We start from the raw sequence: 23,985 nt of genomic DNA on the forward strand, positions 1-23,985 counted from the left end.
GTAAATTCTCGAGAATGACGGAGCCGTCGGGATCGGCGACTGCGCCGGATACCGACGAGGGAAAGTCTTCCATTGTGATTTCGCGCAAGCTCAGCAAGGCCATCGCCGGTGCGGCTCTCTGCGTTCTGGCTGTGACGGGATGTTCCTCGTCGCCGGGCGACGGGTCGAAGGACAAGGACTCCTCTGCTCAGGGCAGTGGCAAGGACGCCGCGAAGGCCGGCGTCGAGAAGGTCGACCCCAACGATGTCATCGTCAAGCAGGACGTCAAGGTTCCCGGGTCGAACGAAGACAAGGTGACGGTCGCCTTCCACTCGCTCGAAGTCGAGGGGAAGACACAGACCCTGACCTTGGTCGTCACACCGCACTTCCAGAGTGTGGAAGACGATGCTGCGATCGGCATCTATGACGCATGGGGTGAGAACGGGTTCGCCCCGCAGCTCATCGATACGGACAATCTCAAGGTCTATTCGCCAATCTCCGACACCTACGATGAGTGGACCTCGGATTCGGTCTTCACCGAGACGACGAACAATCAGCCGGTGACCGCGTGGGCCGTCTTCAAAGCTCCGGAGAACGACATCGACTCCGTCGACATCCGGCTGCAGGAATCATGGCCCAAGTTCACCGACGTTCCGATCACGGAGTCGTGATGAGGCTGGTCAGGCGAGGGCGTTGGACGTCCGCCCTCGGCGTGGTCACGGTCGGTGTCATGCTCGGCTCCGGTGTCGCAATCACGGCCGGCCCCGGTGCCGGAACGGCTTCCGAGGCGGAGGTGACCTCGCCTGCGGATCTGCCCGAGCCGAAAAAGGAGCAGCTGGATAAGTCTGTCCAGCGATGGGAGCCGGGCAGCGTCAAGGAGTGGAGCAGCGCCGAATCCGTGACCCCGCTGGTGACGAACAAGAAGGAAGGTGAGGACGCGGTCATCACTCTGGCCAGCGACATCCTCTTCGACTTCAACAGCGCCGAGATCTCCGACAAAGCCAAGAAGGCGATCACGCAGACCGTCGAGGGCGTGCCCGACGGTGCGAAGGTCACCGTAGCCGGTTATACGGACTCGGTCGGCGACGGGGCTGCGAACAAAAAGCTGTCGAAGAAGCGGGCGCAGGCCGTAGCCGATGTCATCAAGGACGGGTCCGCGGACCTCGAGCTCACGGTCGAAGGCCATGGTGAAGAAGACCCGGTGGCAAAGAACTCGACGAAGGACGGCGACAACCCGAAGGGTCGGGCGAAGAACCGACGCGTCGAGATCAGCTACGACGACAGCTGACCGGCACGGCCGAAGCCTTACCGAAATCGGCAAGGACCCTCACCGCCCGGCGGCGAAGGCCTCCAGCCGGTCGCATGCCGTGTTGATGTCGTCATCGGAGACCGAGAACGTCAGCCGCAGGTAGCCCTCGCCGGCCGGGCCGAACGCAGATCCGGGAATGGTGGCGAGCTTGTGGTCTTCGAGCAGTCTCGTCGCCAGTTCCCAGGAGCCCAGGCCCCAGTCGCGGACACTGACGAAGGCGTAGAACGTGGCTTCCGGGCGGATCATGCTCAGCCCGTCGATGCCGTTGATGCGTCTGCTCATCAGATCCCGGCGGCGGGCGTAGGAAGCCACCATCCTCTCGACATCGGTCTGCGGTCCCTCGAGAGCGGCGACCGCAGCCTCCTGGACGAAGCCGGGCAGGCTCGAAGTCAGACCCTCCTGCAGCAGTGCCATGGGGGCAATGTAGTCGGTTGCGCCGATGACGAAACCGCACCGCCAGCCGGTCATCGCATAGGTCTTCGAGAAACTGCCGATGGCGAGGAACCGATCGAACCCGGGACGCACCTCGGCGATGGAGGTGAACTTCGCGTCGTCGAAGACCATCTCGTCGTACACCTCATCGGAGATCACCGTGAATCCGTGCTCATCGGCGAGGTCGGCGATCTGCTCGATGTCGCAGCGGTCCATGACCGACCCCAGCGGGTTCGAGGGGCTGTTGATGATCACGGCCGCGGTCTTGTCGCTGATGGCCGCGCGAACATCCTCGGCGCGCAGCTTGAATCCTTCGGATTCGCGGACGGGAACGGACACGGCCACCCCGCCGAGGCGGTGCACCTGACCCATGTAGTTCGGGAAGCTGGGGTCGGGGATGATCACCTCCTGACCTGGGGAGACAGTGACGTCGAGGGCGAAGGTCAGGGCTTCCATCGCGCCGAAGGAGACCATGACGTTCTCGGGTTCGACGGTGCGAGACCAGCGAGTCGAATACTTGCGAGCCAGGGCGCGACGCAGTTCGGGGATGCCGGCATTGGCGACGTAGCGGGTGTTGTCGTTCTCGATGGCCCTGATCCCCGCGGCCTTGATGTGCTCGGGCGTGTTGAAGTCCGGTTCTCCGACGGTGAGCTTGAGGGCGTCGGGATGGTCGAGGGCGAGGTTGAACATCTTGCGGATGCTCGAGGCCGGGTAGCTCGCGGCCATCGGGGAGATGCGGGAGGAGGTGTCGGTCATGGAGTGGTCCCTTCTACGTCGACTCTCATGCGTCGACGCGGCCGGCGGCGTCCTGTTCGTGCGGTTGTTCGGACAGCTACTCGTGCAACCCGGCAAGCCGCGAGCCGAACTGGGCGAGCAGGCTCGTCTTCTTCGCGCTCGTCGCGGTTTCCCACGCATCGGCGATGCCGAAGAGCTTGTACATCGAGCGTATCCCCAGCCAGCGGATCGGTTCGGGCTCCCACTGTCCGGAGAAATGATCGTTCCACGGCAGCCCGGTCAGCGGAGTCGCAGCACCGGACGCCCGGTCGAGCAGCGTCTTCGCGGCCAGATGCGTGGCCGTCACCCCGTGCCCGGCATAACCGCGCGCCACCCCGATGCGCTGGGCGGGATCGAAGAAGATCCCGGCACACCAGTCCCGAGTCACCCCGAGCGCCCCGCGCCAGGCGTGGGCGATGTCGAACTCGAGGTCCGGGAAGAGCGAGGACAGGCGCCCGGCCAGCAGGTCGACCACCTCGGCGGGGACTTCGCCGTCGCCGGGCAGCCCGGAACCGAAGGCATAGGGTGCCCCGCGCCCGCCGAGCGCGATCCGACCATCGGCGGTGCGTTGGGCGTAGATGAAGGTGTGCGCGGTGTCGCCGAGGCATTCCCGGCCCTGCCAGCCGATCGACTCCCACGCCTTCGCCGGCAGCGGTTCGGTCGCGATCATCGAGGAGAAGACCGGGATCACCTGCCGTCCCTGCAGGCCGGGCAGGTCCCCGGTGACGGTGTCCGAGTAGCCCTCGAGACAGACGAAGATCGTCTCCCCGCGCACCGGCCCCCGGTTGGTCGCCACCGTTCCCTTCCCGATATGACTCGCCGAGGTGGCTTCACAGATGGTCACGCCCTGCTGCCGAAGGGTGTGGGCGAGTCCGCGGGTGAGCAGTGCCGGGTCGATGGCCGCGGTGCCGGGGAAGAAGATGCTGCCCTGGGCGCCGTCGACGTTGATGCGATTCCGGGTCGCTTCGGCGTCGAGGAACTGCATGTCCTCGGGCCCGTAGCCGAACTGCGCATTGCCCTCGAAGAGTGCGTGCAGGCGCGACATCCCGGCCTCGGACTGGGCGATGTCGATATGTCCTCCGTGGACCTGGTGGGCGTCGATGCCCTCGGTCTCGCAGACGGCGAGGACCTCATCGACGGAGTCGAAGAGTGCGGACTGGAAGGACCGGACGCTCGAGACTCCGTCGAGTCCGGCCGAACCGACCGGGCCGGTGGGGTCGTTCCGCAGGGCGCGATCAACCGCCTCGGCGTACTTGGCCCGGTTGCCGGGGAGCAGGGTGGACAGCCAGCCGCCGTTGCGGCCCGAGGCGCCGTAGCCGATGTGCTTGGCCTCGAGGATCGTGATCGACCAGTCCGGGTGAGTCTGCCGGGCATAGTAGGCCGACCACAGGCCGGTCAGGCCGCCGCCGACGATGACGAGATCCTGTTTCTCGCTCGGCAGCGGGGTGGGGTCGATGGGAGCGGCGGGGGACTGGGCCAGCCAGTGCGATGCTTCACCATTGAAGTAGGACATGGATCAACTCCTGAAGACGAGACGCGCATGAGGCGGGTCTACGGAAACAGTTCTATCCCACGTCGGCCACGAAGTAAACAGTTGTCAGCGAATGTATCGTCTGCTGAAACCGGCGAGGTTCGGTGCTGATTGCGCGGAATGGTTCGCTTCCTCGGGCGGAGTCTGGCTACACTGATCGCATGAGTGCAATGGAGCCGATCGACACCCATGATCTTCCCCTCAGCCACGAACCCATCGAGACCTGGCAGGACCTGCCAGCGGCCGCCTCGGCGGGGCCTCGCGACGATGAGGGCGGGAGGACTGCGACGACGGGATTCGCCGAACTCGGCACCATCGGCGGGGCGGACTTCGGACTGTGGGAGATGAGCGCCGGGGCCATGCGCGATGTCGAAGGCGATGAGGTCTTCCTCGTCATCTCCGGCACCGGGCGCATCGAATTCGATGAACCACGGCGCGAACCGATCCATTTGGCGCCGGGTTCGCTGGTCCGCCTCGACGAGGGGATGACCACCCGCTGGTACGTCGACGAAGCGCCCTTGCGGAAGCTGTTCATCGCTCCGCACGAAGACTGAGCCAGTTACCCGAGCTTGGGTCGAAGACCGGGTTAGACTCGACAGACAGTCGGCCTTGGGTGAAGGGATCAATGATGATCGACCTGTCCTTTCCGCGCGATCTCGTGATGATCGGCGCGGTGTTCGGCCTCGCCGCGTTCATCTGGTCAGGATGGGCGCAGGAGGCTCCGCCCGATCGAGTCGTCTTCCGGATCCTCCTCGGCGGACTCTCAGCAGCCGGACTCGGCCTGGCGGTGCCGAGCATCTTCCTGGCCATCGGCCATTGGTCGGAACCGAGTGCGATCGCCACGGGCACGACTGCGTTCACGATCTATATCGTCGTGGTTTGGGCAGAGATCATCGCAGCCGCCGTCCTCAGCTTCTTCGCCGTCCGTTCCGGCCACGCCGAGGCGGTCGCCCCACTCATCCTCGCGATCGTCGGCATCCACTTCTTCGCGCTCGCCGTCGTCTTCGCCCAGCCGGTCCTCCATCTCGCGGGAGCGCTCATCACGATCATCGCAATCGCGGCGTACTTCATTCCGCGCAGCCTCGGCGCGCCGAGCTTCTGGTGCGGTGTCCTCGGTGCCCCGGTGCTGTTGGCCATCGGACTGTGGTGCCTATTGGCTGGGCGTGCAGCTCTGGCCGTGGACTGATCGATCGGACTGGCAGCCGGGGGACTAGCTGCCGGCCGGGGGACTGGACGCCGGGCTGTCGACCCGGCTGGCTAGTGGTCTGGCCCTTCGCCGTGCGGTCGACCCGACTGCAGGCGGGCCTGGCGACCGATCGTGCCCTGCGGCTGACCACCGCTGACATTCCGGCTCGCGGTGTTCTATCGTGTGTGAAGCGAGGGATGTTCTGCGTGCTCAAGGGCGCCGGAACCTCAGCCCGCAGTCGCTGCGGTCACGCTCTCGTTCTGCCCGACCCGATGAAGGAGCCGACAATGAAGACCGCTCAACGCCTGGACAACCTCGGCACCGAGACCGCGTTCCGCGTGGCCCAAGCCGCCGCCGAGTGGAAGGCGCGCGGAAACGAGGTCTTTCCGTTCCACCTCGGCGATCTCAATTTCCCCCTGGCCGGGCATATCGTCGAGGCGCTCGAGCAGGCCATCCGGGACGGCAAGACCGGCTACTGCCCCGGACCGGGCATTCCCGAGCTGAGAGAGGCGCTCGCCGATGACATCGGTGCTCGGCGCGGCATGAACATCGACCCCGCCGAGGTGGTTGTCACCACCGGAGGCAAGCCCGTGATCACGAAATTCCTCCAGGCCGTGATGGACCCTGGCGAGAGCGTGCTCTATCCGAACCCCGGATTCCCGATCTACGAATCCCAGATCAACTACCTCGGCGGCACCGCCTTGCCGTATCGGTATGTGCCCACCGAGACCGGGTTCGCCATCGACCTCGACCATCTGCGGGCATCGATCGACGAGACCACCACGGCCATCATCTACAACGACCTGCAGAATCCGATCTCAGCCGAATCGACGGCAGAAGAACGAGAGGCCGTGGCTGCGATCGCGCAGGAATTCGACCTGTGGGTGCTCTCCGATGAGGCCTATTTCGAGATGCGCTATCGGGGCAAGTCCCAGTCGATTGCGGCTCTGCCGGGGATGGCCGAGCGCACCGTCATCCTCTACACCTTCTCGAAGAAATACGCGATGACGGGATCGCGACTCGGCTGTGCGGTGGCTCCGAAGACCGTCGCCGAGGCGATCTCGACGATGAACACGAACGACGAATCCTGCACGAACCAGTATGTGCAGTGGGCGGGCATCGCCGCTCTGCGCGGACCGCAGGCTCCGGTGGGGCAGATGCTGGAGGTGCTGCGCAAGCGTCGGGACGCCACCTGTCGCATCATCAATGAGATCCCCGGCATGAGCACGGCGACGCCCGGCTCGACGTTCTACGTCTTCCCCGACGTCACCGAGGCGATGGCGGCCAAGGGGATCGCCACCCTGGCCGACTTCTCCACCGAGGCGCTGCACAACACGGGAGTCTCGTTCTGCACTCGCGAGCATTTCGGCGCACCGCAGCCGGGCGAGGACCGATCCTATATCCGGCTGGCCTACTCGGGCATCGACGAAGCCGCGATCATCACCGGCCTCGGTCGCCTCAAGGAGTGGATCGAGGCCTGAGCCGGGCGGGGAGCCGCCTCGGCGAGGGCGTGGGTCAGTCCTCGGCCGGCTGCGGTTCGCGTCCTTCGATGTACGGCGACTTCTCGGGTTCGGGGTGGCGCTTCCACTGGATGAGCATGATCACCAAGCCCAGGGCCACAGCACCGATCGCGCCCCACACGTTCGTGCGCAGGCCGAGGATGACGAAGCTCGGGTCGAGGCGGATGGACTCCCAGACGATGCGGCCGGCGCCGTACCACATGAGGTAGACGGCGAACAGGCGTCCCCATTGGAAGAAGAGATGCCGGCTGAGGTAGAGCAGGGCGAGCGCGCCGAGGCTGTTCCAGATGACCTCGTAGAGGAACGTTGGGTGGAAGAGCGTGTCGGCAGGGGTGCCCGGTGGGATGGCCGGGTTGCCTGGGGCGATCTCGAGGCCCCAGGGCAGGGTGGTCGGCAGGCCGAAGAGCTCCTGGTTGAACCAGTTGCCGAACCGCCCGCAGGCCTGAGCGAGGATGAGACCCGGTGCCAGCGCATCGAGCAATGTGGTGAGTCTGAGGCCGAGCCTGCGGCACATGATCCATGCGCCGAGGGTGCCGCCGATGAGGGAGCCGAAGATCGCGATTCCGCCCTCCCAGATCGCCCACACGGACCCGGGTTCGAAGGGGTTCCACGGGTTGCGGCCGGGACCGAAATAGTCCGTGTAGTGCGTGATCACGTGGTAGATGCGGGCGAAGACGATGGCCATGGGCACGGCCAGGGTCGCGATATCGAGCACCTGCCAGTCCTCGACTCCGCGCTTGGTCAGCCGACGGTTTGTCAGCACGATTGCGATGATGATGCCGACGAGGATGCACAGCGCGTAGAAGTGGATCGTCAGCGGGCCCAGTTGGAAGCTCGAGATGCTCGGGCTCGGGATCGCCGCCGAGATGTCGTGCGGAAGCGAGGCCACGCCGGAAGTGAGTGGGGCAGAGTGCATGGGGCCAGTCTATTTGCGGTGGCTGAGAATCCGGTATTCGTCGCGCTCATCGGCGTACGGGTCTGGCCTATGGGGCTGCATACCTCGGTCCGGGCACGGGCATGGGCACGGACACGGGCACGGACACGGGCACGGGCACGGGCATGAGTCGGCATAAGTCTATGGGGCTGAAAACCTCGACCTGGGCACAGCTGTGCCCTCTGTACCCAGGAGCCAGCTAATCGTCGAAGAGGCCTTCGATGATCTCGTCGGTGATGAAGCGCGAGTGCAGGACCAGTGCTCGAGAGGGATCGACGCTTTCCGGAGGCTGCCAGGCAGGGCGTCCATCGGTGAGCATGACCATCTGCCAATCAGAGCGGTCCATGAGGTGGTGGTGGAACGAGCAGAGAAGGCACAGGTTGTTGATGTCGGTGCGGCCACCGTCGCTGTGGGGAACCACATGATTCACGTCGCACCATCCGGCTGGTGCGTCGCAGCCGGGGAAGACACAGCCACGGTCTCGAGCGGTGATGATCGCCGTCTGCTTCTTGTTGGCGAAACGGTTCTCCGTGCGAACTTCCACGCTTTTGGCAGTTTCATCCATCAGGTGGAAGAAGACTGTGCCGTTGAGGCCGCGCCGGACGAGATCGTTCATGGGGAAACGTGCGCCCGAGCCTGTGGTGGCTTCGCCGATCTTGTTTGCGACGTCGGATGCCTTGGCTGTGACGACCAGCGCGTAGGGCGAGCCCTTCTGGGCCTCCTTCATGCTGATACGACCGATGAGCGTGGCGAAACGCTCATAGATCCAGTTCCTCGCGGTCGGCTGCTCGCTGACGAGATTGACTGTCGAACCGTCCTGACGGACGCCATAGCCACCTGGGAGTGACGTCGCTCCTGCCGCGGGATTCTGCTCGGGCCCGTCTCCGCGGTAGGCCTCGAACACGGCCCACGGCGGAGCATCGAAGCGATCGCCGGTGAGCACGGCGTCGACCGGTTCGAATCGTTCCTCTCCGGGAGCTTGGCCGAGCCCGCCGTTCGGAATGAACGGGACATCGGCAGCGACGTCGGTTTCGGCGCCGGCCTCCTCGGTCTCGGGAGTGGTGTTCATGTTCGTGTTTGTCGAGTCCGCGCCGGTGTGGCGCGCGGACTCGATGCGAGAGGTCAAGAGTCCGTGGAGTTCGGACCCGGCCACCGGGTCGAGCACACCCTCGAGCTTCCAATCGCCGTTTCGTTTGGGGCGTGCGGTGACGAAGTACGCCGACCGTTCCCTGGCGTCCAAGGGCTCGGCCCCATCAGGGTCGATCCGCACCAGCATCTGCCGAAAGATTTCGCGAAGCTCATTGACTGTCACAGCCGCCGCGTACTTGACGAGGTCGGCTTCCACCTTGTCTTTCGTCGCCTGATCGACCCATGCGGGAAGTGCATTGAGGCATTCTTCGAGAGTTGTGATGTGTTCGGTCGACAGAGTCCCGCGGTGGAACTGCTCGGCCACCAAGGGATATTCGGGTTCGAGGCGCTGGCCGTCGAGAGTGACCCGACCCCCGAGCTTCTCGGCGAGCCTGGCTCGACGATTGGCTTCGCGTCCGGTCAGGTTGAGGCGGTTCTGAATGAGGTCCTTGGGCGACTTCGCGCCACTGTCCTTCGGCGTGCCGACCCGTTCATAGACCGACAGAGCCAGAGTGGACAGAGATTCACTGAGTCGACGAAGCGCCTCGGCCCCGTCGATGACATGCAGCGCCTCATCCGGGCCCATTGGGCGGTCGAAGGTGCGCAGCGCCTCGTCCAGATCGGTCAGCGAGGCGATGGCGTCCGTGATCTCGGGTGCACAATTGACCAGATCGCTCCACGTGGAATCAGGCAGCAGCGGGTGGCGTGACGCCGGCCGCTGGAGACCCAATTTCGCTGCGAGGGCCTCCGGGCTGAGTGAAGCTGTGACTCCGTCTACAGCCGAGTCGTCCCAGACCGGCTTTTCGGCGGTCTCTGCAGCTTCGGTTTCCGACGCTTCAGCTTTCGCCTCGTCATGCTGCGTCTCTCCGAGCTTTGCATTGTCGCCCCCCGCGGGCGCGCCCCACGCGTCCCATGCATCATCCTCCCAGGCAGGAGCATCCTCGGCGAGGTCCGGGCTAGGTTCCCGAGATGGCGAAACGTCGTCGGCGGTCTCTTCCCAAGCAGGTACCTCGTCGCTCGGGTCGACAGCAGGTTGCTGGGCGGAGGCGATGCTCTCGGAGTCTTCTGTCCATGCGGGGACATCGGCGTCCTCTTCTGCAGCGACGCCAGCGTCGGTGGTGACCGGCTCAAGCGGCTCAGTGGGGACGGGGTCGAGGGCATCGAACACCTCGGCGAAAGGATGACCTGTGAGATCGAGACCGGCCGCTTTGAGCTGCTCTTTCAGGGACGAGAGGTCCTGGGTGGGGTTGCTCCGATCGGATTTCGGCCTCCTGCTCGCGCCGCCGCGCGAGTCGGAATCAGCGCGGCGGGCGCGCCGATCTGACTTACGTCGTTTGCGATCGGGAGTGTAGGTCACTGGTCCGAGTTCCGTTCTCCATTGAAGGTCTCTTTCTCAAATTATAGTCATCTGTCGAGTGGAAAGCAATAGAAGATTCGAAATAGATTTGATTGCAGAGAATAGATTCGATGATGTTCGAATAAATCCGAATTGGGATAGTGGCCTCGATTCTTGGGTGATGATGAGGAGCCGCTTGTCGACCGAGTAAAGGCTGACAATAGTCGCCGGCGATGACATGGCAGCGGGAAATCGGGAGCCCTGGCTCGTCGGCCGACGGGTCGTGTCGAAGCTCGGCGGGTCGGCCGACGGGTTGCGTCGAAGTTCGACCGGTCGGCCAGCGGGTTGCGTCGAAGTTCGGCGCAACGGTGGGAAGATGAGGGACTATGGCACTCGATTTCACGCTCGTGCAGCTGCGGTACTTCCAGGAAGTTGCACGTCGGGAGAACATGACCATGGCGGCGAAGCACCTTAACGTCACCCAATCGGCGATCTCGACGGCGATGGCTCAGCTCGAGCGGACCATCGGCCTCGACCTGTTCATCCGGCAGCGGAATCGCTCCGTCGTCCTGTCGCCGGCGGGAAAACGATTCCTCGCCGAGGTGACCGGATTCCTCGAGGCGTCCGATGCTCTCGGAGAAGCCGCGCAGGGTTTGTCCCGGTCGCTGAGCGGGCGACTGACCGTCGGGGTCTTCTCGCCGATCGCTCCGACTCGGCTGCCGCTCATCCACGACGAATTCGAGAAGCGCTACCCGGAAGTGCGGGTCAACTACCTTGAAGCCGATCTGGAAGAGCTGCAGCGGGCCGTCACCGCCGGAGACTGCGACCTCGCTCTGACCTATACGCTCGGACCGACGGATCGCTTCGACTCCTTCCTCATCAACGTCGTCGAACCACATGCGCTCGTGTCCCGGGATCATCCCCTCGCCCGGGGCGGGAAGCCGAAGCCGGTGCACCTGCGCGAGCTGGCCGAGGAGGACTACATCCAACTCGACCTGCCGTTCACCAGGCAGTACTACGACGAGCTGTTCCGCATCGCGGGGGTGGTGCCGAAGATCCGGCACTCGTTCTCCGGCTATGAGACGGTGCGGTCATTCGTGGCGATGGGGCACGGGTACTCACTGCTCAGCCAGAGTGTCTCCTCCGGCACCTATATCGGGTCGAAGGCCGTCGACGTGCCGCTCCTCGACGATTTCCCGAACATCGACTCTGCACTCATCTGGCCCAAGGAGCTGCGGCTGAGCCGGCGGGCCCGTGCCTTCTGCGAGCTGGCGAAGGACATCCTCGGTCCGCCAGGGGAGTGAGCGTCGGGCACGGGCGCGAGTGAGTCTTTCATGGATTGAGTTGATGACTGCGTTCAGCATTATCTGTTGGACTGATGTGATGGGGGCCGCAACAATGGAGGCCGGGCATCACGGCGGCAGGTGGTGTCTGCGCCCACCAGCGTGACAGAGCACGTGACAGAGCAAAGGAGCTTCGATGTCCATACCCACCACAGGTGAGGAGCGTACACCCGCTGCTCGAACACGACCGACGAAGAAGTCCTCGGGCATGCAGAAGAAGGTGCTCGTCGGCGGCAGCATCGGCCAGTTCGTCGAGTTCTACGACTTCACGCTCTACGGTCTTTCGGCTGTCATCCTCTCCGAATACTTCTTCCCGCAGGGTGACCGCGTCACCGGACTGCTCGTCATCTTCGCGACTTTCGGCGTCGCCTTCGTCATGCGTCCGCTCGGCGGTCTGTTCTTCGGTGCGCTCGGCGACAAGGTCGGCCGGCGCAAGACCCTGACCATCACGATCTTCCTCGTCGGTATCTGCACCGCCCTGATCGGCGTTCTGCCCGGCTTCGACCAGATCGGTTGGTTCGCTCCCATTCTGCTCATCCTCGCTCGTCTGGGCCAGGGTTTCTCTGCCGGCGGCGAATCCGTGGGCGGACCGTCTTTCGTCTACGAACACGCCCCTGTATCCAAGCGAGGCCTGTGGATCAACATCACTCTGGCCGCCACGGCGCTGCCTTCGGTCATGGCCGGCGGCCTTATTCTTCTGCTCTCGACCATGATGAGCGACGCCTCCTTCGACTCCTGGGGCTGGCGCCTGCCGTTCCTGCTCGCCCTGCCGCTGTCGGCAGTCGGGCTGTGGATCCGAGCGAAGACCGACGAATCCGAACTGTTCAAGAAGACGGCCGCCGAGCGACCCAAGGAATTCAGCCCGATCCGTGACTCCTTCCGCGAGAACTGGGTGGGCATGCTTCAGGTGTTCTTCGTCCTCGGCGTGACCGCACTCGGCTTCTATATGCTGTCCGCCTACTTCGTCACCTACATCCAGACCACAGGCGACCTCAGCCGAGAACAGTCGCTGCTGACGAATGCCATCGCCATGGCCAGCTACACGATCTTCCTGCCGATCGCCGGGGCCATCGGCGACCGGGTCGGCCGCAAGCCCATGCTCGTCGTCGGTTCGATCCTCCTCGCCGTGGTGTCCGTACCGGCCTTCGGTCTCGTGACCAGCGGACACATGGGCCTCGCGTTCCTCGGACAGACGATCTTCGTGCTCGCCCTGTGCTGCTACGGCGGAGGCTGCTACACGTTCTTCTGCGAGCGCTTTTCGACGAAGACGCGGTTCACCTCGGCGGCCATCAGCTACAACATCTCCTATGCCGTACTCGGCGGAACCGCCCCGTTCGTGGGCACCTGGCTCGTCGACATCACCGGCGTGAACACCGCGCCCGGCTTCTACATGGCCGCGTGCGCTGCTGTGTGCCTCGTGCTCATCGTCGTGACCCGCCTGCCCGAGACACGAGGGCGGTTGGGATGAGTGGGCGGCAAGCAGGTTGCACATCTTTGCTCATCGGAGCGGGGGCCCTCGCTGCATCCGAGCCGGTGCGTCGAGGCAGGTGCGCTGGGCCGTGAGGTTTCACCCGCCGCGCATCAGGTTTCGTGCACTCAGGCATCACGTTTCGTGCGCTCGGGCATCACGTTCCGTGCACGCCGACCTACTTTTCGTACTGACGGTCAGTTCGCGTCATGATGAAATGAACGAAATCTGAATATGAACAGCAGGCACGACGCCTCACCTCGGGCCGCGCCCTGGCGGCGCTCGACTTCCGGGTCGCATGCTGTCGGCGCTCGGCATCCGGCCCACGTGCTGTCGGCGCTCGGCAGCCGGGCCTCACCCCAGCGGCGTTCGGCCCCCGCGCGGCCCACGGCCCACGTGCTGGCAACGCTCGGCAGCCGGGCCGCACCCCGGCGGCGTTCGGCCCCGCTACGCCCGCGGCCCCCGGGCCCCCCGTACCCCACCGTCCACCTCTTCTCCCAGAGAAAGCGATCTGCAATGAACCAACAGGCAGCCACCTCTTCCGACGCCGCCTTCCTCTCCGCCTTCCACCACGTCGCGACGATCGGCGCCACGGACAACAGCGGCGTCGACCGGCAGGCGCTGACGCCTGAGGACAAACAGACGCGTGACTGGATGCGCGAATGGGCAGTGGCCCACGGCTTCGAGGTCCGCGTCGATGCGATCGGCAACATGTTCGCCTGTCTCCAGCTCGTCCCCGACGACGCCGCCGGGCAGAACGACGAAACCCTCGCCGAGGCGACTTCCCCCGCCACCACTGACACCACCCCCACCGGTACCCCACCCACCGGCACCAACCCCGCCAAAGCAACCCCCACCGACACCGCCCCCTACGTCCTCATCGGCTCCCATCTCGATTCGCAGCCGCTCGGCGGGCGTTTCGATGGCGCCTACGGTGTCATCGCCGGCCTCTTCGCGGCCCTGCGCGTGAAGGAGCAGTTCGCCGAATCCGGTCTCCAGCCCACGTTCAATCTCGCCGTCGTCAACTGGTTCAACGAGGAGGGCGGTCGCTTCGCCCCGTCCATCATGGGCAGCTCCGTCTACGCCGGCCTCTTCGACCTCGACGAGATGCTCGCCGTCACCGACCTCGACGGCACCTCAGTCTCAGAGGCACTGACCGCCATCGGCTATGCCGGCACCGACACCCCGCCCGAGGCGATCTCCTACGCCGAGATCCACATCGAACAGGGACGCATCTTGGAACGCGAGGCCACGGACATCGGCGTCGTCGAAGCCAGCTGGTACACACAGAAACTCGACATCGATGTCCTCGGCGAACAGTCCCACACGGGAGCGACCGCCATGGCCGACCGGCACGACGCTCTCGTCGCCGCCGCGAAGGTCGTCCTCGCCGTCGCCGAAGTCGTCGACGAGTTCGAAGAAGAGGCCCTCGTGTCGTCGGTCGGCCAACACGTCGTCGAACCGAACTCGCCGATCGTCGTACCGCGCCGTGTCCACATGGTCGCCGACCTCCGCTCCTCCGACCCGACCATCGTGCAGGCAGCCCGGGACTCACTGAAGAAGCAGATCGCCGAGATCGCCCGTGCCCACGACATCACCATCAATGTCGAGGACTTCGACATCCGCGACAAACGTCGATTCCCGACCGAAGGCGTCGAACTCGCCGAGAAGGCCGTGGCCAACGAGGGCCTGAGCATCCGCCGCCTCGAAACCATGGCCGGCCACGACTCCGTGGCGATGAACCACCGCGTGCCCGCAGTGATGATGTTCGTGCCCAGTGTCGCCGGCGTCTCCCACTGCGAACGTGAGTTCACCACCGACGACGACATGCTCCGCGGTGTCCGCGTGCTCGCCTCCGTGGCCGGTGAGCTCGTCCACGGCGAACTCGCCGAGGTCTGCGACGGTGCCGTTTGGGTCGGATCCTCCGTCGCCGAGGTGCGCGCATGACCCGCGACGAGATCCGCACAGATTCGGCGATGCCCACCTCGACGTCGCCCGCCTCCACCGCGCCCTGGGCGCTCACCGCCGCCGAGGCGCTCGACCGGTTCCGCACGAAGCAGCTCTCCCCGGTCGAGTACCTCGAATCCCTCATCGGCCGCATCACCGCGGAAGATGAGCGCATCAATGCGGTCACCGAAGTCGTCGAGGAGGCGGTCACCTCGGCGCGGGAGGCCGAGGCGTTCTATGCGAACGCCACGGCAGACGAACTCGCCGAGGCGGCCGCCGACCGTCCCCTGCTCGGACTGCCCGTGATCGCCAAGGAGAAGCACGCCCTGGCCGGGCGCGGCCTGACCCAGGGGCTCCTCCATGAACGCGAGACCATCGCCGAGGCGGACGCCGCGATCATCCGTCGCATCCGTCGAGCCGGCGGATACGTCCATGCCCGCGCGACCTCCCCGGAGTTCAGCTGCGCAACGATCACGCACTCACCGATGTGGGGTGTCACCCGCAACCCGTGGAACCCGGACCTCTCACCCGGCGGGTCCTCGGGCGGATCGGGTGCCGCGCTCGCCGCCGGGTTCGCGCCCCTGGCCACCGCCTCCGACATCGCCGGATCGACGAGGCTGCCGGCCGCCTTCACCGGCACCGTCGGGTTCAAGGCCCCGTACGGTCGGGTCCCCGGTGCCCAGCCTCTGGCTGCCGACTGGTACCGCGGGGACGGGCCGATGGCGCGCACCGTCGCGGACACCGCCCTGCTGGCTCGGGTCATGGTCGGTCTCGACGCGAGCGATCACGCGACGATCGATTCAACCGGATTCCTCGCCGACTTCGACCCCGCCGAGGCGGCCGATCGACTCCGCGGACGCAGGGTCGCGCTGTGTGTGCGTTTGGGGGACTTCCCCGTCGGGAAGGACATTGAGGCGAATACCCGCGCGGTCGCCTCGGCGCTGGAGTCCGCAGGCGCCGTCGTCGAGGAGATCGAACTGCCGTGGACGTCTGAGCGGATCTTCGAGACCGCGTTCACGCACTTCGGGAACTTGCTGGCGCCGGCCATGCGCGCGGCGACCCGCGGCCACGAGGACACCCTGGCCGACTACACGCTGCGGTTCATGGCCGACGCCGAGGCGGTCGCGGCGCGTCGCACTCAGTATGAGGGGCTGGCGATGGAAGCGCAGATCCAGGCGGAACTGGCCTCCGCGATGGACGGATTCGATGTGCTGCTGGCTCCCACCTCGGCGGTGGCGGGATTGGCGGCCGACGGCAGCTACCTCGACGGGATCACGATCGGCGCGGACGGCGTCGGCCGGGAGGCCGCGGGGTCAGGTGAGAGCGCAACCGCCGGGAACGGTGGGGCGGCCGGTTTCGCCGGGAGCGGTGGGGCAGCCGGGAACGGAAGCGCCGCCGAAAGCGGCGGGAACGGTGGGAGGACGACGGGCGACGGTGTGCGCCTCGATCATTACTGGCAGGCGCACATGACGATGCCATTCAACATCTGCAACCGGGTGCCGATCGTAGGCGTGCCCTCGGGCATGGCCGGCTGCGGCATCCCGACCGGCGTCCAGGTCATCGCCCACCCTTTCGACGACACCCGCGCCTTCGAGGTCGCCGCCGCGATCGAACAGCTGATGCCGTGGACGGGTCTGGCGCCGGAGTGACGGTGCGCGGCTGAGCTGGTGGCAGGGATCGTCAGCCTGGTCATCGTGTATGGCTTCGACCCGTTGGGGTCCGGTGCGGTGGTCGGTGATGTGAGCTCGGCGAACGTGATGTGAATGTCGCCGAGGCGGCCCACCCCGGTGGGATGGACCGCCTCGGTGGGTGAGCCCATCCCCGGAGGGATGAGCCGCCTCGGCGAGGTGGGAGGTCACAGCCTCCAGCAGCTGTCGAGGGGAGCCTTGCCCGCGAACGTGCGACTGGTGAAAGTTTCGACCCGGGGCAGCGAGGCGATGTAGCCGCCGACGTGTGTGGGGCCGAGATTGTCCTCGAACGCCACCTTGTGACCGGCGCGGCACCAGGTCGAGGCGAGCTCCTTGCCCTGTTCGAACGGGATGACGTCATCGAGGCGGCTGTGGTTGACCAGCAGCGGGACATCGGGCACGGGGGCCTTGCCCAAGCGCTGCCTGTCGGCAATGTCCATGAATTTCTCCTCGACGATCTCCTGGAGGGACCTGCCGTCCTTCGTCAGCGACTTCGAATCCGTGAACGCCGTCGAGAGCAGCGCCTCGACGGTGCACTGATTCGATGTTTCGGCGACCGTCTCCTGTCCCTTCTCGTTGAGGAATTCAGACAGATCGATGTCGGCCTGCGCGGCGAACGTGTCGACTCCGTACAGCGCGAATGCCGTATAGACGCTCGAGAGGCCGGACACGGTCTTGTACAGGTCCGTCGGAACTGCGCCCGCCGAGGCGGAGGCGACGTTGAGTTCGGGTGCCCATTCCTTCTGGAGTTCCAGGGCAGCAGTCGTGGCGTGACCGCCCTGCGAGTAGCCGCGCAGCTGCAGCTGGGTCTTCTCATCGATCTCGCTGCCCTCGACCTGCTGGACGGCGCGCGCCGCATCGAGGACCGAGCGACCCTCCTCGGTGCGGTTGAGGTAGTGATGGGTGCCTTCCGTGCCGAGCCCCAGATAGTCGACGACGATGACGGGATGCTTCGCGGCCAGGGCCGAGGCGACGGAGATGCCCTCGTATTCGGTGCCCATGCCCATCTGTCGGCTGGGGGCGCACTTGTCGGCGATGCCCTGAGTGCCCGGGGAGATGACGACGGCATCGTCTGCGGGGCCGCTCGCGCCCTTCGGCGTGAGCAGGGTGGCGGTGGCGGCTCGCGCAGTGCCCTGCTCGTCGGTGGTCTTGTACATGAACGTCGTCGTCTTCGCGCTGTGCTTGATGAGTTTGACGGGGTCGAGGTAGAAGTCCGATTCGGCCTGCTTGACCACGGCGCCGTCTTCGTCCGGCAGCTCGTCCGGCGTTTCGTAGAAGTCCTCGGGGACGCCATTCGCGGGGAGATCCTCCAGCGCCGCGGCGTATTCGACGTCGGCGGTGGTGAGCGCGTCGGACTTGTCGACGGCGGCCTTGGCCTGCTGGACGCTGACGCCTTGGGGCACGTTGCTCCGGTTCAGCGAATCGGAGTCCTCGGCCTGTCGGTCTTCGACGAGGTCCTTGGCCTCCTGCTCCGTCTGCGGTGCGAGTGATTCTGCGCTGGCGGGTGCTGCTGCAGTGCCCAGGGTCAGTGCCAGACCGGTGACTGCTGCGGTGCTCAGGACGGCGAAGCGCCGTGAGTGGGTGAGCGTTCTGTGACGAGACGTGCTCATACGTGTAGTCCTCTTCTGTCGTTTCTCTCGGCATTGAGCGTGCGCGGACAGTGGTCGCGTCACTGACCGCAGCAACGAGGGTGACGTCGGCGCGGTCGTCAGTAGTGCGGGGCCCGCATGGTGACGGACATCACGATCCTACTCGATAGTAGAACTTACCAGTAACTTACGGATTCGAGCACTGTTGCCGCGCGTGTGGAGGATCTCGGGTGGTGAGTGTGAAGGCCGGGAGTGCGGAGATCGCGTTCCCGGCCTTCACGCCGCTTGGCTAGGGGCCCCGCTTGACCTGGGGCTGCTTGACCCCGGGGCCGCTTGGCCCGGGACCGGGGCCCAAGTCCTCAGCTGAGCCTCGCCTCGGCCCCCTCGACCTCCGGGTAGATCGTCTCCTCGGGTGCGACTCCGTGGTTGCGGATGAGGACGTAGTAGAGCACGAAAGTCACCACGATGCCCACGAGCCAGGAGATGTCCGCACCGCCGAGCTTGGCGACGAGTGGGCCGGTGTAGAAGGACTGGGCGAGGAATGGAATCTGAATGAGCACGCCGACGCCGTAGGCCAGCAGTGCGCGCCAGTTCCATTCTCCGTAGCGGCCGCGGCGGTCGTAGAACGCCGGGATGTCGAAGCGGTCCTTCGAGATGAGGTAGTAGTCGGTGAGGTTGATGATGCTCCAGGGGGTGAAGACCATGAGCAGCGTGAGGACGAAGTTCTTGAAGTTCGCGAGGAAGTCCGCCGAGGCGAGCAGTGCCACGAGCACGGTGAGGGTGACGATGCCGACGACGAAGACCGCGCGGGTCCAGCGGCGGATTGTCGCCCGGTTGCCGAAGGAGGTGAGGATCGTCAGCGTGCACATGAACGCGCCGTAGGCGTTGAGCGTATTGACCGTGAGCTTGCCCAGCAGGATGACGATGAAGATGAGGAGTGCGAACACCCCTCCGCCGACGATGTCGCCGACGTAGGCGACCTGGTTCTCGACGAACAGGTTGCCGGATTCCGTCATGGCGGCGGCTCCGATGAGCGCACCCAGGGTCATCGACCACTGCGAACCGATGACCGATCCGCCGAAGGTGAACCAGAAGGTCTTCGAAGCTGGGGTCGATCGTGGCAGGTATCGCGAATAGTCGGCGACATAGGGGCCGTAGGTCAGCTGCCAGCCGACGGACAGGGCGATTGCGGAGAGGAAGGCGGGGAAGGCGAACGACGAGCCCGAGATCAGACCGGGGACGTCGACCTGTGTGAGCACGCAGTAGGTGATGAACAGGAACCCGAGTAGGCCCGTCACCGAGGAGATCCGACCGAGCACGTGGATGTACTTATACCCCAGCAGGGCCACCAGGGCGGTGAGCGCACCGAAGATGACGATGCCGACCCATGGGGTCTGGACTCCGATGATGAGGTTGACGGCCTGGCCGGACAGGACCGCACCGGTCGAGGCGAAGCCGATGTACATGAGCACGACGAGCACGAGCGGGATGATCGCGCCGATGATGCCGAACTGAGCACGCGAGGAGATCATCTGCGGCAGGCCGAGCTGCGGTCCCTGCGCGGAGTGCAGTGCCATGACGATTCCGCCGATGATGTTGCCGATGAGCAGACCGATGATGGCCCACAGTGCATCGGCGCCGAAGACGACGGCCAGGGCCCCGTCGACGATCGCGGTGATCTGAGTGTTGGCGCCGAACCACAGGGTGAACTGGGAACGTGGCGTTCCGTGACGCTCAGCGTCAGGCACCATCTCGATGGACCGTTTCTCGATCCCCGAATTCGACGTACCGGCCATGAGTTTCTCCTTTGAAAGATGAACAGAAACAGTGTGGCACCCAGGTGCGCGGTGCTACGAGGCCCGATTCACGCTTTCTGTCCGATATTTCGGAAACACTCCGGCCGGCCGTCGAGGCAGACTCTGGCTGGCAAGCGGGGCGGAACCTGGCGGGCCGGCGGGGCAGAACCCGGCCGGCGGGCGAGGCAGACTCTGGCCGGCCGGCGGGGCAGAGTCTTCCTCGCCCGCCGTCGAGGCGGGCTCCGGCCAGCTGACAAGGCAGGCTCTGGCTGGCCGATGAGTCAGACGACGGCTCTGCGGTGCTCTGTCAGTCCGGTCCGCCGGAGCGGACTGCCGGCGCGTGTCGCGCCGAGGCAGGTTCCAGACGATTCATCCGGAAATTCGTCACCCGCGTCAAGGTGTTGCCTGCGTTTCGCAGCCGAGAACTGCGCTTCACGACCGAGAGGTGTGTTTCGCAACCGAGAACTGCGCTTCACGACCGAGTGCCGCGCGCCTCGGACGGCAGTGGGGCCGGAAGCCACGCAGATGCGGTTTCCGGCCCCACTGTCCGAGGTCGTTCAGAGACTCGGTTCGGCTCAGGCAGAGACGCGTTCGAAGACCGCGGCCATGCCCTGACCTCCGCCGATGCACATGGTCTCGACGCCGAAGCGCGACTCGCGGCGGTCCATCTCCCGCAGCAGGGTCGCGAGGATGCGGCCTCCGGTGGCGCCGACGGGGTGGCCGAGCGAGATGCCCGAGCCGTTGACGTTGAGGCGCTCGGCGAAATCGGGCTCCGTGAGCTTCCATTCGCTCGTGCAGGCAAGCACCTGGGCGGCAAAGGCCTCGTTGAGTTCGATGAGATCGATGTCGGCCAGGTCGAGCTCCGCGCGCTCGAGAGCCTTGGCGGTGGCCGGCACCGGGCCGATGCCCATCGTCTTCGGCGGCACTCCGGCCACGGCCCAGCTGCGCATGCGAGCGAAGACCCGCAGCCCCAGCTCGGCAGCCTTCGACGCGGTGGTGACGATGCACATCGCCGCTCCGTCGTTCTGACCCGAAGCGTTGCCTGCGGTCACCGTGGCCCCATCGTCGAGCTTCGCGCGCAGGGGAGTGAGCTTCGCGAGCTTCTCCACCGTCGATCCGGGACGGATGTGCTCATCCGTGGTGATGACCTGTTCCGGGGTCTTGCGGGTAGCCGGCAGGGTGATCGGCACGATCTCCTCGGCGAACTTCCCCTCTTCCGTCGCCGAGGTGGCCCGACGATGCGATTCCACGGCGTAGGCGTCCTGGTCCTCCCGGGAGATGCCGTATTCACGGCGCAGATTCTCCGCGGTTTCGATCATGCCGCCGGGCACCGGGTAGTCCGTGCCGCCGGCGGTGAGGCGGCCGCGGGCGAGGCTGTCCTTGAGCTCCACGTTGCCGCCCTTGACGCCCCAGCGGATCTCCTCATTGTAGAACGGTGCACGGCTCATCGACTCGGTGCCGCCGGCGATGACGAGATCGGCGAAGCCGGCCGAGATCATCGCATGCGCATCGGCGATCGCCTGCAGGCCGGAGCCGCAGCGGCGGTCGACCTGGCGGCCGGCAACGGTGATCGGCAGTCCGGCGTCGAGGGCGATGACGCGGCCGATCGCCGGAGTCTCCATGTGCGGGTAGCAGTTGCCGAGGACGACATCGTCGATGACCTCACCGGGCAGGGAGGTCTTCTCGAGCAGGGCGGTGAGCACCTGCCGGCCGAGTTCCTCATGCGGCACGTTCTTGAACTGTCCGCCGAAACCGCCCACGGGGGAGCGGAGGGGTTCGCAGATGACGATGTCTTCAGACACTTCGGTCTCCCTTGGATTTCGATCGAGCCGTCCCGCCTGGACGGCGAGTCGTCGACACATTCGGCATCACTACCGAATCTGATATCAATACGTTCTGATTTATGAACATATCCGAATGGATTGAGACTGACAAGGGTCTGTCTCAATGAATGAGTGCGAAGCGGGCCGGCTCAGCGGGCGGTCGGGAGGACCGCCTCGGCGACATCGAGGACGGTATCGAGCGCGGCATCCCGGTGGTCGAGGCGGTGGGCGAGGAAGAGCTGAGTCGCTTCCTGCGGGAGGTTGAGCGGCACGGCGGAGATCCGCGAATCGTATCCTGCGGCGACGGAGTCATAGGTGATCGTGATGCCCATTCCGGCTGCGACGAGGGCGGAGATCGACTGAGAGTCCGGGGCCTCCTGGATGATGTGGGGGTTGAAGCCGGCGTCGAGGCACAGGCGCATGGCGGTCTCGCGCAGGTTCGAGTTCGGCCGGGCCGGCAGCAGGATGAAGGGCTCGTCGGCGAGTTCGTCGACGTCGATGGTCTTCCGCTTGGCCAGGCGGTGGGTGTTCGGCATAGCCACGCAGGGGTGTTCGATCGCCACGGGGCGTCCGGCGATGAGGGGTGGGCGCTTCCGCCAGCGGACGAGCGCGAGGTCGAGGGTGCCGTCCATGATCCGCTCGAGGCCCTCGTCGGCGTAGACGGTCGACTCGAGGTGGAAGGTGATGCCCGGATTGCGTTCGTGTGAGGCCGTGACGAGGGTGGCAGCGAGGTCGCGGGAAGACGGATGGGAGTAGCCGAAGCGCACGCGGCCGACCTCGCCGCTGGAGGAGCGATGGACGGATTCGATGGCGGCCTGCTGGGTGGCGAGCATGTGCTTGGCCGGCTCGAGCAGGGCCTCGCCGGCTGGGGAGAGGCTGACCGAGCGGGTGGTGCGCTGGAACAGGGAGGCGCCGAGTTCGGTCTCGAGGGTCCGGATCGTCCGGCTCAGGGGCGGCTGGGCCATGCCGAGGCGTTCGGCGGCGCGGCCGAAGTGGAGTTCCTCGGCGACGGCGACGAAGGCGCGGATCTGCTGCAGCTCCATGAGTTCTCCCCTATCAGGCGGCCCCGCTGTGCGAATGCCCTCATTATTGCATGAATAAGCAATAATCGAGAGGAAATTTTTAAGAAATGGTATTTGCCGCGGGTCATCGCGTGCTGCGTCGGCATCGCAGTCACGGCGACGCTCGAGGAGTTCTCCCACCCTATCCCGTCCGCCGTCGAGAGCCTGAGCGGCTCAGCGTCTGACGCCGTAGCGCAGGTAGACGACCTGCGAAGCGAAAATGCGTGAGTCGAGGAGTTCAAGAGGCGAGTGCCGACCGTGGTGAGCGAAGAATGGGGTGCCGCCGCCGACGAGGACCGGGTAGAGGCGGATCCGGTATTCGTCGATGAGGTCGAGATCGGCTGCCGCGGCCGCCAGCCCGGCCCCGCCGATGCCGATCTCACCGTCGGGATGCTCAGTGCGCAGGCGAGCGACCGCCTCGGCGAGTGTTTCGGTGGCGAGTTCCGTGGTGCCGACGACCTCGGCCAGTGTGGTCGAGAAGACGAGCTTCGGCAGGGCGCGCCACAGACGGCCGAACCCTGCCTCGGCGAAGTCGAGCTCGGGGTCGCGGTCCGCGGTCTCCCAATAGACCATCGTCTCGTAGAGTCGGCGGCCGAGCAGATGGACGCTCAGGCCACGGACCTCGTCCATGGCCAGCGCGAAGACCTCCTCGTCGGGCACGGACCAGTCGAACCGGTCTGCGCCATCGACGATGTATCCGTCGAGCGAGGTGGACAGGGAGTAGACGACGCGGCTCATCGGGGACCTTCTTTCGTGGAGGTGGGCTGGAATGGCTCGGGTCGTGCGGGAACGACGGCTTGCCTCGGGTCGTGAAAGAACGACGGCTTGCCTTGGGTCGTGCGGGAACGACGGCTTGCCTCGGTGCGGGTGCGGGTGCGGGTGCGGGTGCGGGTGCCGGCGCCGGAGTCGGTGCGGGCGTGGGGCCGAGGCGAGCCGCGGAGGCCGGACGCGGGTGGGTTCAGTGTGAGCCTCGGAGGTCGGATGCGCCAGAGGTATCCGAAATATCGGACAGAACTTGGTCCGGACCACTACCGCAATCCTGTCCGGTCGTCAGAATGGATGGTGTAGTCAGAGCCGACAGCGCAGGGGAGTCCGCACCTCGGCGCGACGGCGAAGCGGCAGCCAAGCATCCGCCTCGTCG

At 65.7% G+C, this 23,985-nt stretch carries 18 protein-coding genes; 9 read left to right on the plus strand and 9 right to left on the minus strand.

Translation table 11 applies throughout. The features are described 5' to 3' along the window. Positions 1-74 precede the first annotated feature (74 nt). Both EB836_RS11540 and EB836_RS11545 read left to right on the plus strand, forming a co-directional pair. Positions 75-650 (plus strand): hypothetical protein, encoded by a 576-nt coding sequence (locus EB836_RS11540; protein WP_135540543.1) that lies wholly within the window; start codon positions 75-77, stop codon positions 648-650. Then, positions 650-1,267, plus strand: coding sequence for an OmpA family protein (locus EB836_RS11545; RefSeq protein ID WP_167854443.1), 618 nt, complete (start codon positions 650-652; stop codon positions 1,265-1,267). Before EB836_RS11540 ends, EB836_RS11545 begins: the two co-directional genes overlap by 1 nt. 39 nt (positions 1,268-1,306) lie before the next feature. On the opposite strand, the gene EB836_RS11550 is transcribed toward EB836_RS11545, so the two are convergent. Together EB836_RS11550 and EB836_RS11555 are read right to left on the minus strand one after the other, a co-directional pair. Beyond that, on the minus strand, positions 1,307-2,476 hold the full coding sequence (locus tag EB836_RS11550; protein WP_135540547.1) for a pyridoxal phosphate-dependent aminotransferase: 1,170 nt from the start codon (positions 2,474-2,476) through the stop codon (positions 1,307-1,309). Positions 2,477-2,552: 76 nt separating this feature from the next. Beyond that, positions 2,553-4,007, minus strand: a complete 1,455-nt coding sequence (locus EB836_RS11555) for an FAD-dependent oxidoreductase (protein ID WP_135540549.1) — start codon at positions 4,005-4,007, stop codon at positions 2,553-2,555. 179 nt (positions 4,008-4,186) lie between these two features. On the opposite strand from EB836_RS11555, the gene EB836_RS11560 reads away from it, so the two are divergent. The 3 genes from EB836_RS11560 (at position 4,187) to EB836_RS11570 (ending at position 6,692) form a co-directional block, all read left to right on the plus strand. Continuing rightward, a complete protein-coding gene (locus EB836_RS11560; RefSeq protein WP_135540551.1) occupies positions 4,187-4,579 on the plus strand; it encodes a cupin domain-containing protein in 393 nt (130 codons plus the stop codon). Positions 4,580-4,650: 71 nt separating this feature from the next. Continuing rightward, a complete protein-coding gene (locus EB836_RS11565; RefSeq protein ID WP_135540552.1) occupies positions 4,651-5,211 on the plus strand; it encodes a hypothetical protein in 561 nt (186 codons plus the stop codon). 287 nt (positions 5,212-5,498) lie between these two features. Continuing rightward, positions 5,499-6,692: an aminotransferase class I/II-fold pyridoxal phosphate-dependent enzyme gene (locus EB836_RS11570; protein WP_135540554.1), complete on the plus strand. Its 1,194-nt coding sequence runs from the start codon at positions 5,499-5,501 to the stop codon at positions 6,690-6,692. A 34-nt stretch (positions 6,693-6,726) separates the two neighbouring features. Here EB836_RS11570 and lgt read toward each other — a convergent pair whose 3' ends face one another. After that, entirely contained in the window at positions 6,727-7,647 is a 921-nt protein-coding gene (lgt, locus tag EB836_RS11575; RefSeq protein WP_135540556.1) for a prolipoprotein diacylglyceryl transferase, read from the minus strand. Positions 7,648-7,864: 217 nt separating this feature from the next. Beyond that, entirely contained in the window at positions 7,865-10,150 is a 2,286-nt protein-coding gene (locus EB836_RS11580) for an HNH endonuclease signature motif containing protein (RefSeq protein WP_135540558.1), read from the minus strand. A gap of 365 nt (positions 10,151-10,515) precedes the next feature. On the opposite strand from EB836_RS11580, the gene EB836_RS11585 reads away from it, so the two are divergent. From EB836_RS11585 to EB836_RS11610, 4 genes are all read left to right on the plus strand, one after another. Then, entirely contained in the window at positions 10,516-11,433 is a 918-nt protein-coding gene (locus EB836_RS11585; RefSeq protein WP_135540560.1) for a LysR substrate-binding domain-containing protein, read from the plus strand. A 175-nt stretch (positions 11,434-11,608) separates the two neighbouring features. Further along, the gene (locus EB836_RS11590; RefSeq protein WP_167854444.1) at positions 11,609-12,940 is read left to right on the plus strand and encodes an MFS transporter; all 1,332 of its coding nucleotides are present in this window, start codon (positions 11,609-11,611) and stop codon (positions 12,938-12,940) included. A 516-nt stretch (positions 12,941-13,456) separates the two neighbouring features. Next, entirely contained in the window at positions 13,457-14,887 is a 1,431-nt protein-coding gene (locus EB836_RS11605; protein WP_240689908.1) for a M20 family metallo-hydrolase, read from the plus strand. Beyond that, positions 14,884-16,536: an amidase gene (locus EB836_RS11610; protein WP_240689910.1), complete on the plus strand. Its 1,653-nt coding sequence runs from the start codon at positions 14,884-14,886 to the stop codon at positions 16,534-16,536. The genes EB836_RS11605 and EB836_RS11610 overlap by 4 nt, the downstream gene beginning before the upstream one ends. 206 nt (positions 16,537-16,742) lie before the next feature. On the opposite strand, the gene EB836_RS11615 is transcribed toward EB836_RS11610, so the two are convergent. The 5 genes from EB836_RS11615 to EB836_RS11635 all read right to left on the minus strand — a co-directional run bounded on the left by EB836_RS11615 (position 16,743) and on the right by EB836_RS11635 (position 23,582). Then, positions 16,743-18,185 (minus strand): lipase family protein, encoded by a 1,443-nt coding sequence (locus EB836_RS11615; RefSeq protein ID WP_135540561.1) that lies wholly within the window; start codon positions 18,183-18,185, stop codon positions 16,743-16,745. A 338-nt stretch (positions 18,186-18,523) separates the two neighbouring features. After that, the gene (locus EB836_RS11620; RefSeq protein WP_135540563.1) at positions 18,524-19,960 is read right to left on the minus strand and encodes a cytosine permease; all 1,437 of its coding nucleotides are present in this window, start codon (positions 19,958-19,960) and stop codon (positions 18,524-18,526) included. A gap of 575 nt (positions 19,961-20,535) precedes the next feature. Further along, positions 20,536-21,762 carry an acetyl-CoA C-acetyltransferase gene (locus EB836_RS11625; protein ID WP_240689911.1) on the minus strand — a complete coding sequence of 409 codons (1,227 nt, stop codon included), beginning with the start codon at positions 21,760-21,762 and terminating at the stop codon, positions 20,536-20,538. Positions 21,763-21,932: 170 nt separating this feature from the next. After that, positions 21,933-22,826 (minus strand): LysR substrate-binding domain-containing protein, encoded by an 894-nt coding sequence (locus EB836_RS11630; protein ID WP_135540566.1) that lies wholly within the window; start codon positions 22,824-22,826, stop codon positions 21,933-21,935. Between the two features lie 192 nt (positions 22,827-23,018). Beyond that, positions 23,019-23,582 carry a dihydrofolate reductase family protein gene (locus EB836_RS11635; RefSeq protein WP_135540568.1) on the minus strand — a complete coding sequence of 188 codons (564 nt, stop codon included), beginning with the start codon at positions 23,580-23,582 and terminating at the stop codon, positions 23,019-23,021. Positions 23,583-23,985 lie beyond the last annotated feature (403 nt).

Source organism: Brevibacterium sp. S111 (assembly GCF_004745075.1).
Classification (GTDB): domain Bacteria; phylum Actinomycetota; class Actinomycetes; order Actinomycetales; family Brevibacteriaceae; genus Brevibacterium.

Bases quoted from the DNA above. Each gene is read 5' to 3' on its own strand.
- EB836_RS11605 (WP_240689908.1), top strand. From the start codon at position 13,457: ATGAACCAACAGGCAGCCACCTCTTCCGACGCCGCCTTCCTCTCCGCC.
- EB836_RS11615 (WP_135540561.1), bottom strand. From the start codon at position 18,185: ATGAGCACGTCTCGTCACAGAACGCTCACCCACTCACGGCGCTTCGCC.
- EB836_RS11635 (WP_135540568.1), bottom strand. From the start codon at position 23,582: ATGAGCCGCGTCGTCTACTCCCTGTCCACCTCGCTCGACGGATACATC.
- EB836_RS11550 (WP_135540547.1), bottom strand. From the start codon at position 2,476: ATGACCGACACCTCCTCCCGCATCTCCCCGATGGCCGCGAGCTACCCG.
- EB836_RS11565 (WP_135540552.1), top strand. From the start codon at position 4,651: ATGATGATCGACCTGTCCTTTCCGCGCGATCTCGTGATGATCGGCGCG.
- EB836_RS11560 (WP_135540551.1), top strand. From the start codon at position 4,187: ATGAGTGCAATGGAGCCGATCGACACCCATGATCTTCCCCTCAGCCAC.
- EB836_RS11590 (WP_167854444.1), top strand. From the start codon at position 11,609: ATGTCCATACCCACCACAGGTGAGGAGCGTACACCCGCTGCTCGAACA.
- EB836_RS11555 (WP_135540549.1), bottom strand. From the start codon at position 4,007: ATGTCCTACTTCAATGGTGAAGCATCGCACTGGCTGGCCCAGTCCCCC.
- lgt (WP_135540556.1), bottom strand. From the start codon at position 7,647: ATGCACTCTGCCCCACTCACTTCCGGCGTGGCCTCGCTTCCGCACGAC.
- EB836_RS11610 (WP_240689910.1), top strand. From the start codon at position 14,884: ATGACCCGCGACGAGATCCGCACAGATTCGGCGATGCCCACCTCGACG.
- EB836_RS11585 (WP_135540560.1), top strand. From the start codon at position 10,516: ATGGCACTCGATTTCACGCTCGTGCAGCTGCGGTACTTCCAGGAAGTT.
- EB836_RS11620 (WP_135540563.1), bottom strand. From the start codon at position 19,960: ATGGCCGGTACGTCGAATTCGGGGATCGAGAAACGGTCCATCGAGATG.
- EB836_RS11570 (WP_135540554.1), top strand. From the start codon at position 5,499: ATGAAGACCGCTCAACGCCTGGACAACCTCGGCACCGAGACCGCGTTC.
- EB836_RS11545 (WP_167854443.1), top strand. From the start codon at position 650: ATGAGGCTGGTCAGGCGAGGGCGTTGGACGTCCGCCCTCGGCGTGGTC.
- EB836_RS11630 (WP_135540566.1), bottom strand. From the start codon at position 22,826: ATGGAGCTGCAGCAGATCCGCGCCTTCGTCGCCGTCGCCGAGGAACTC.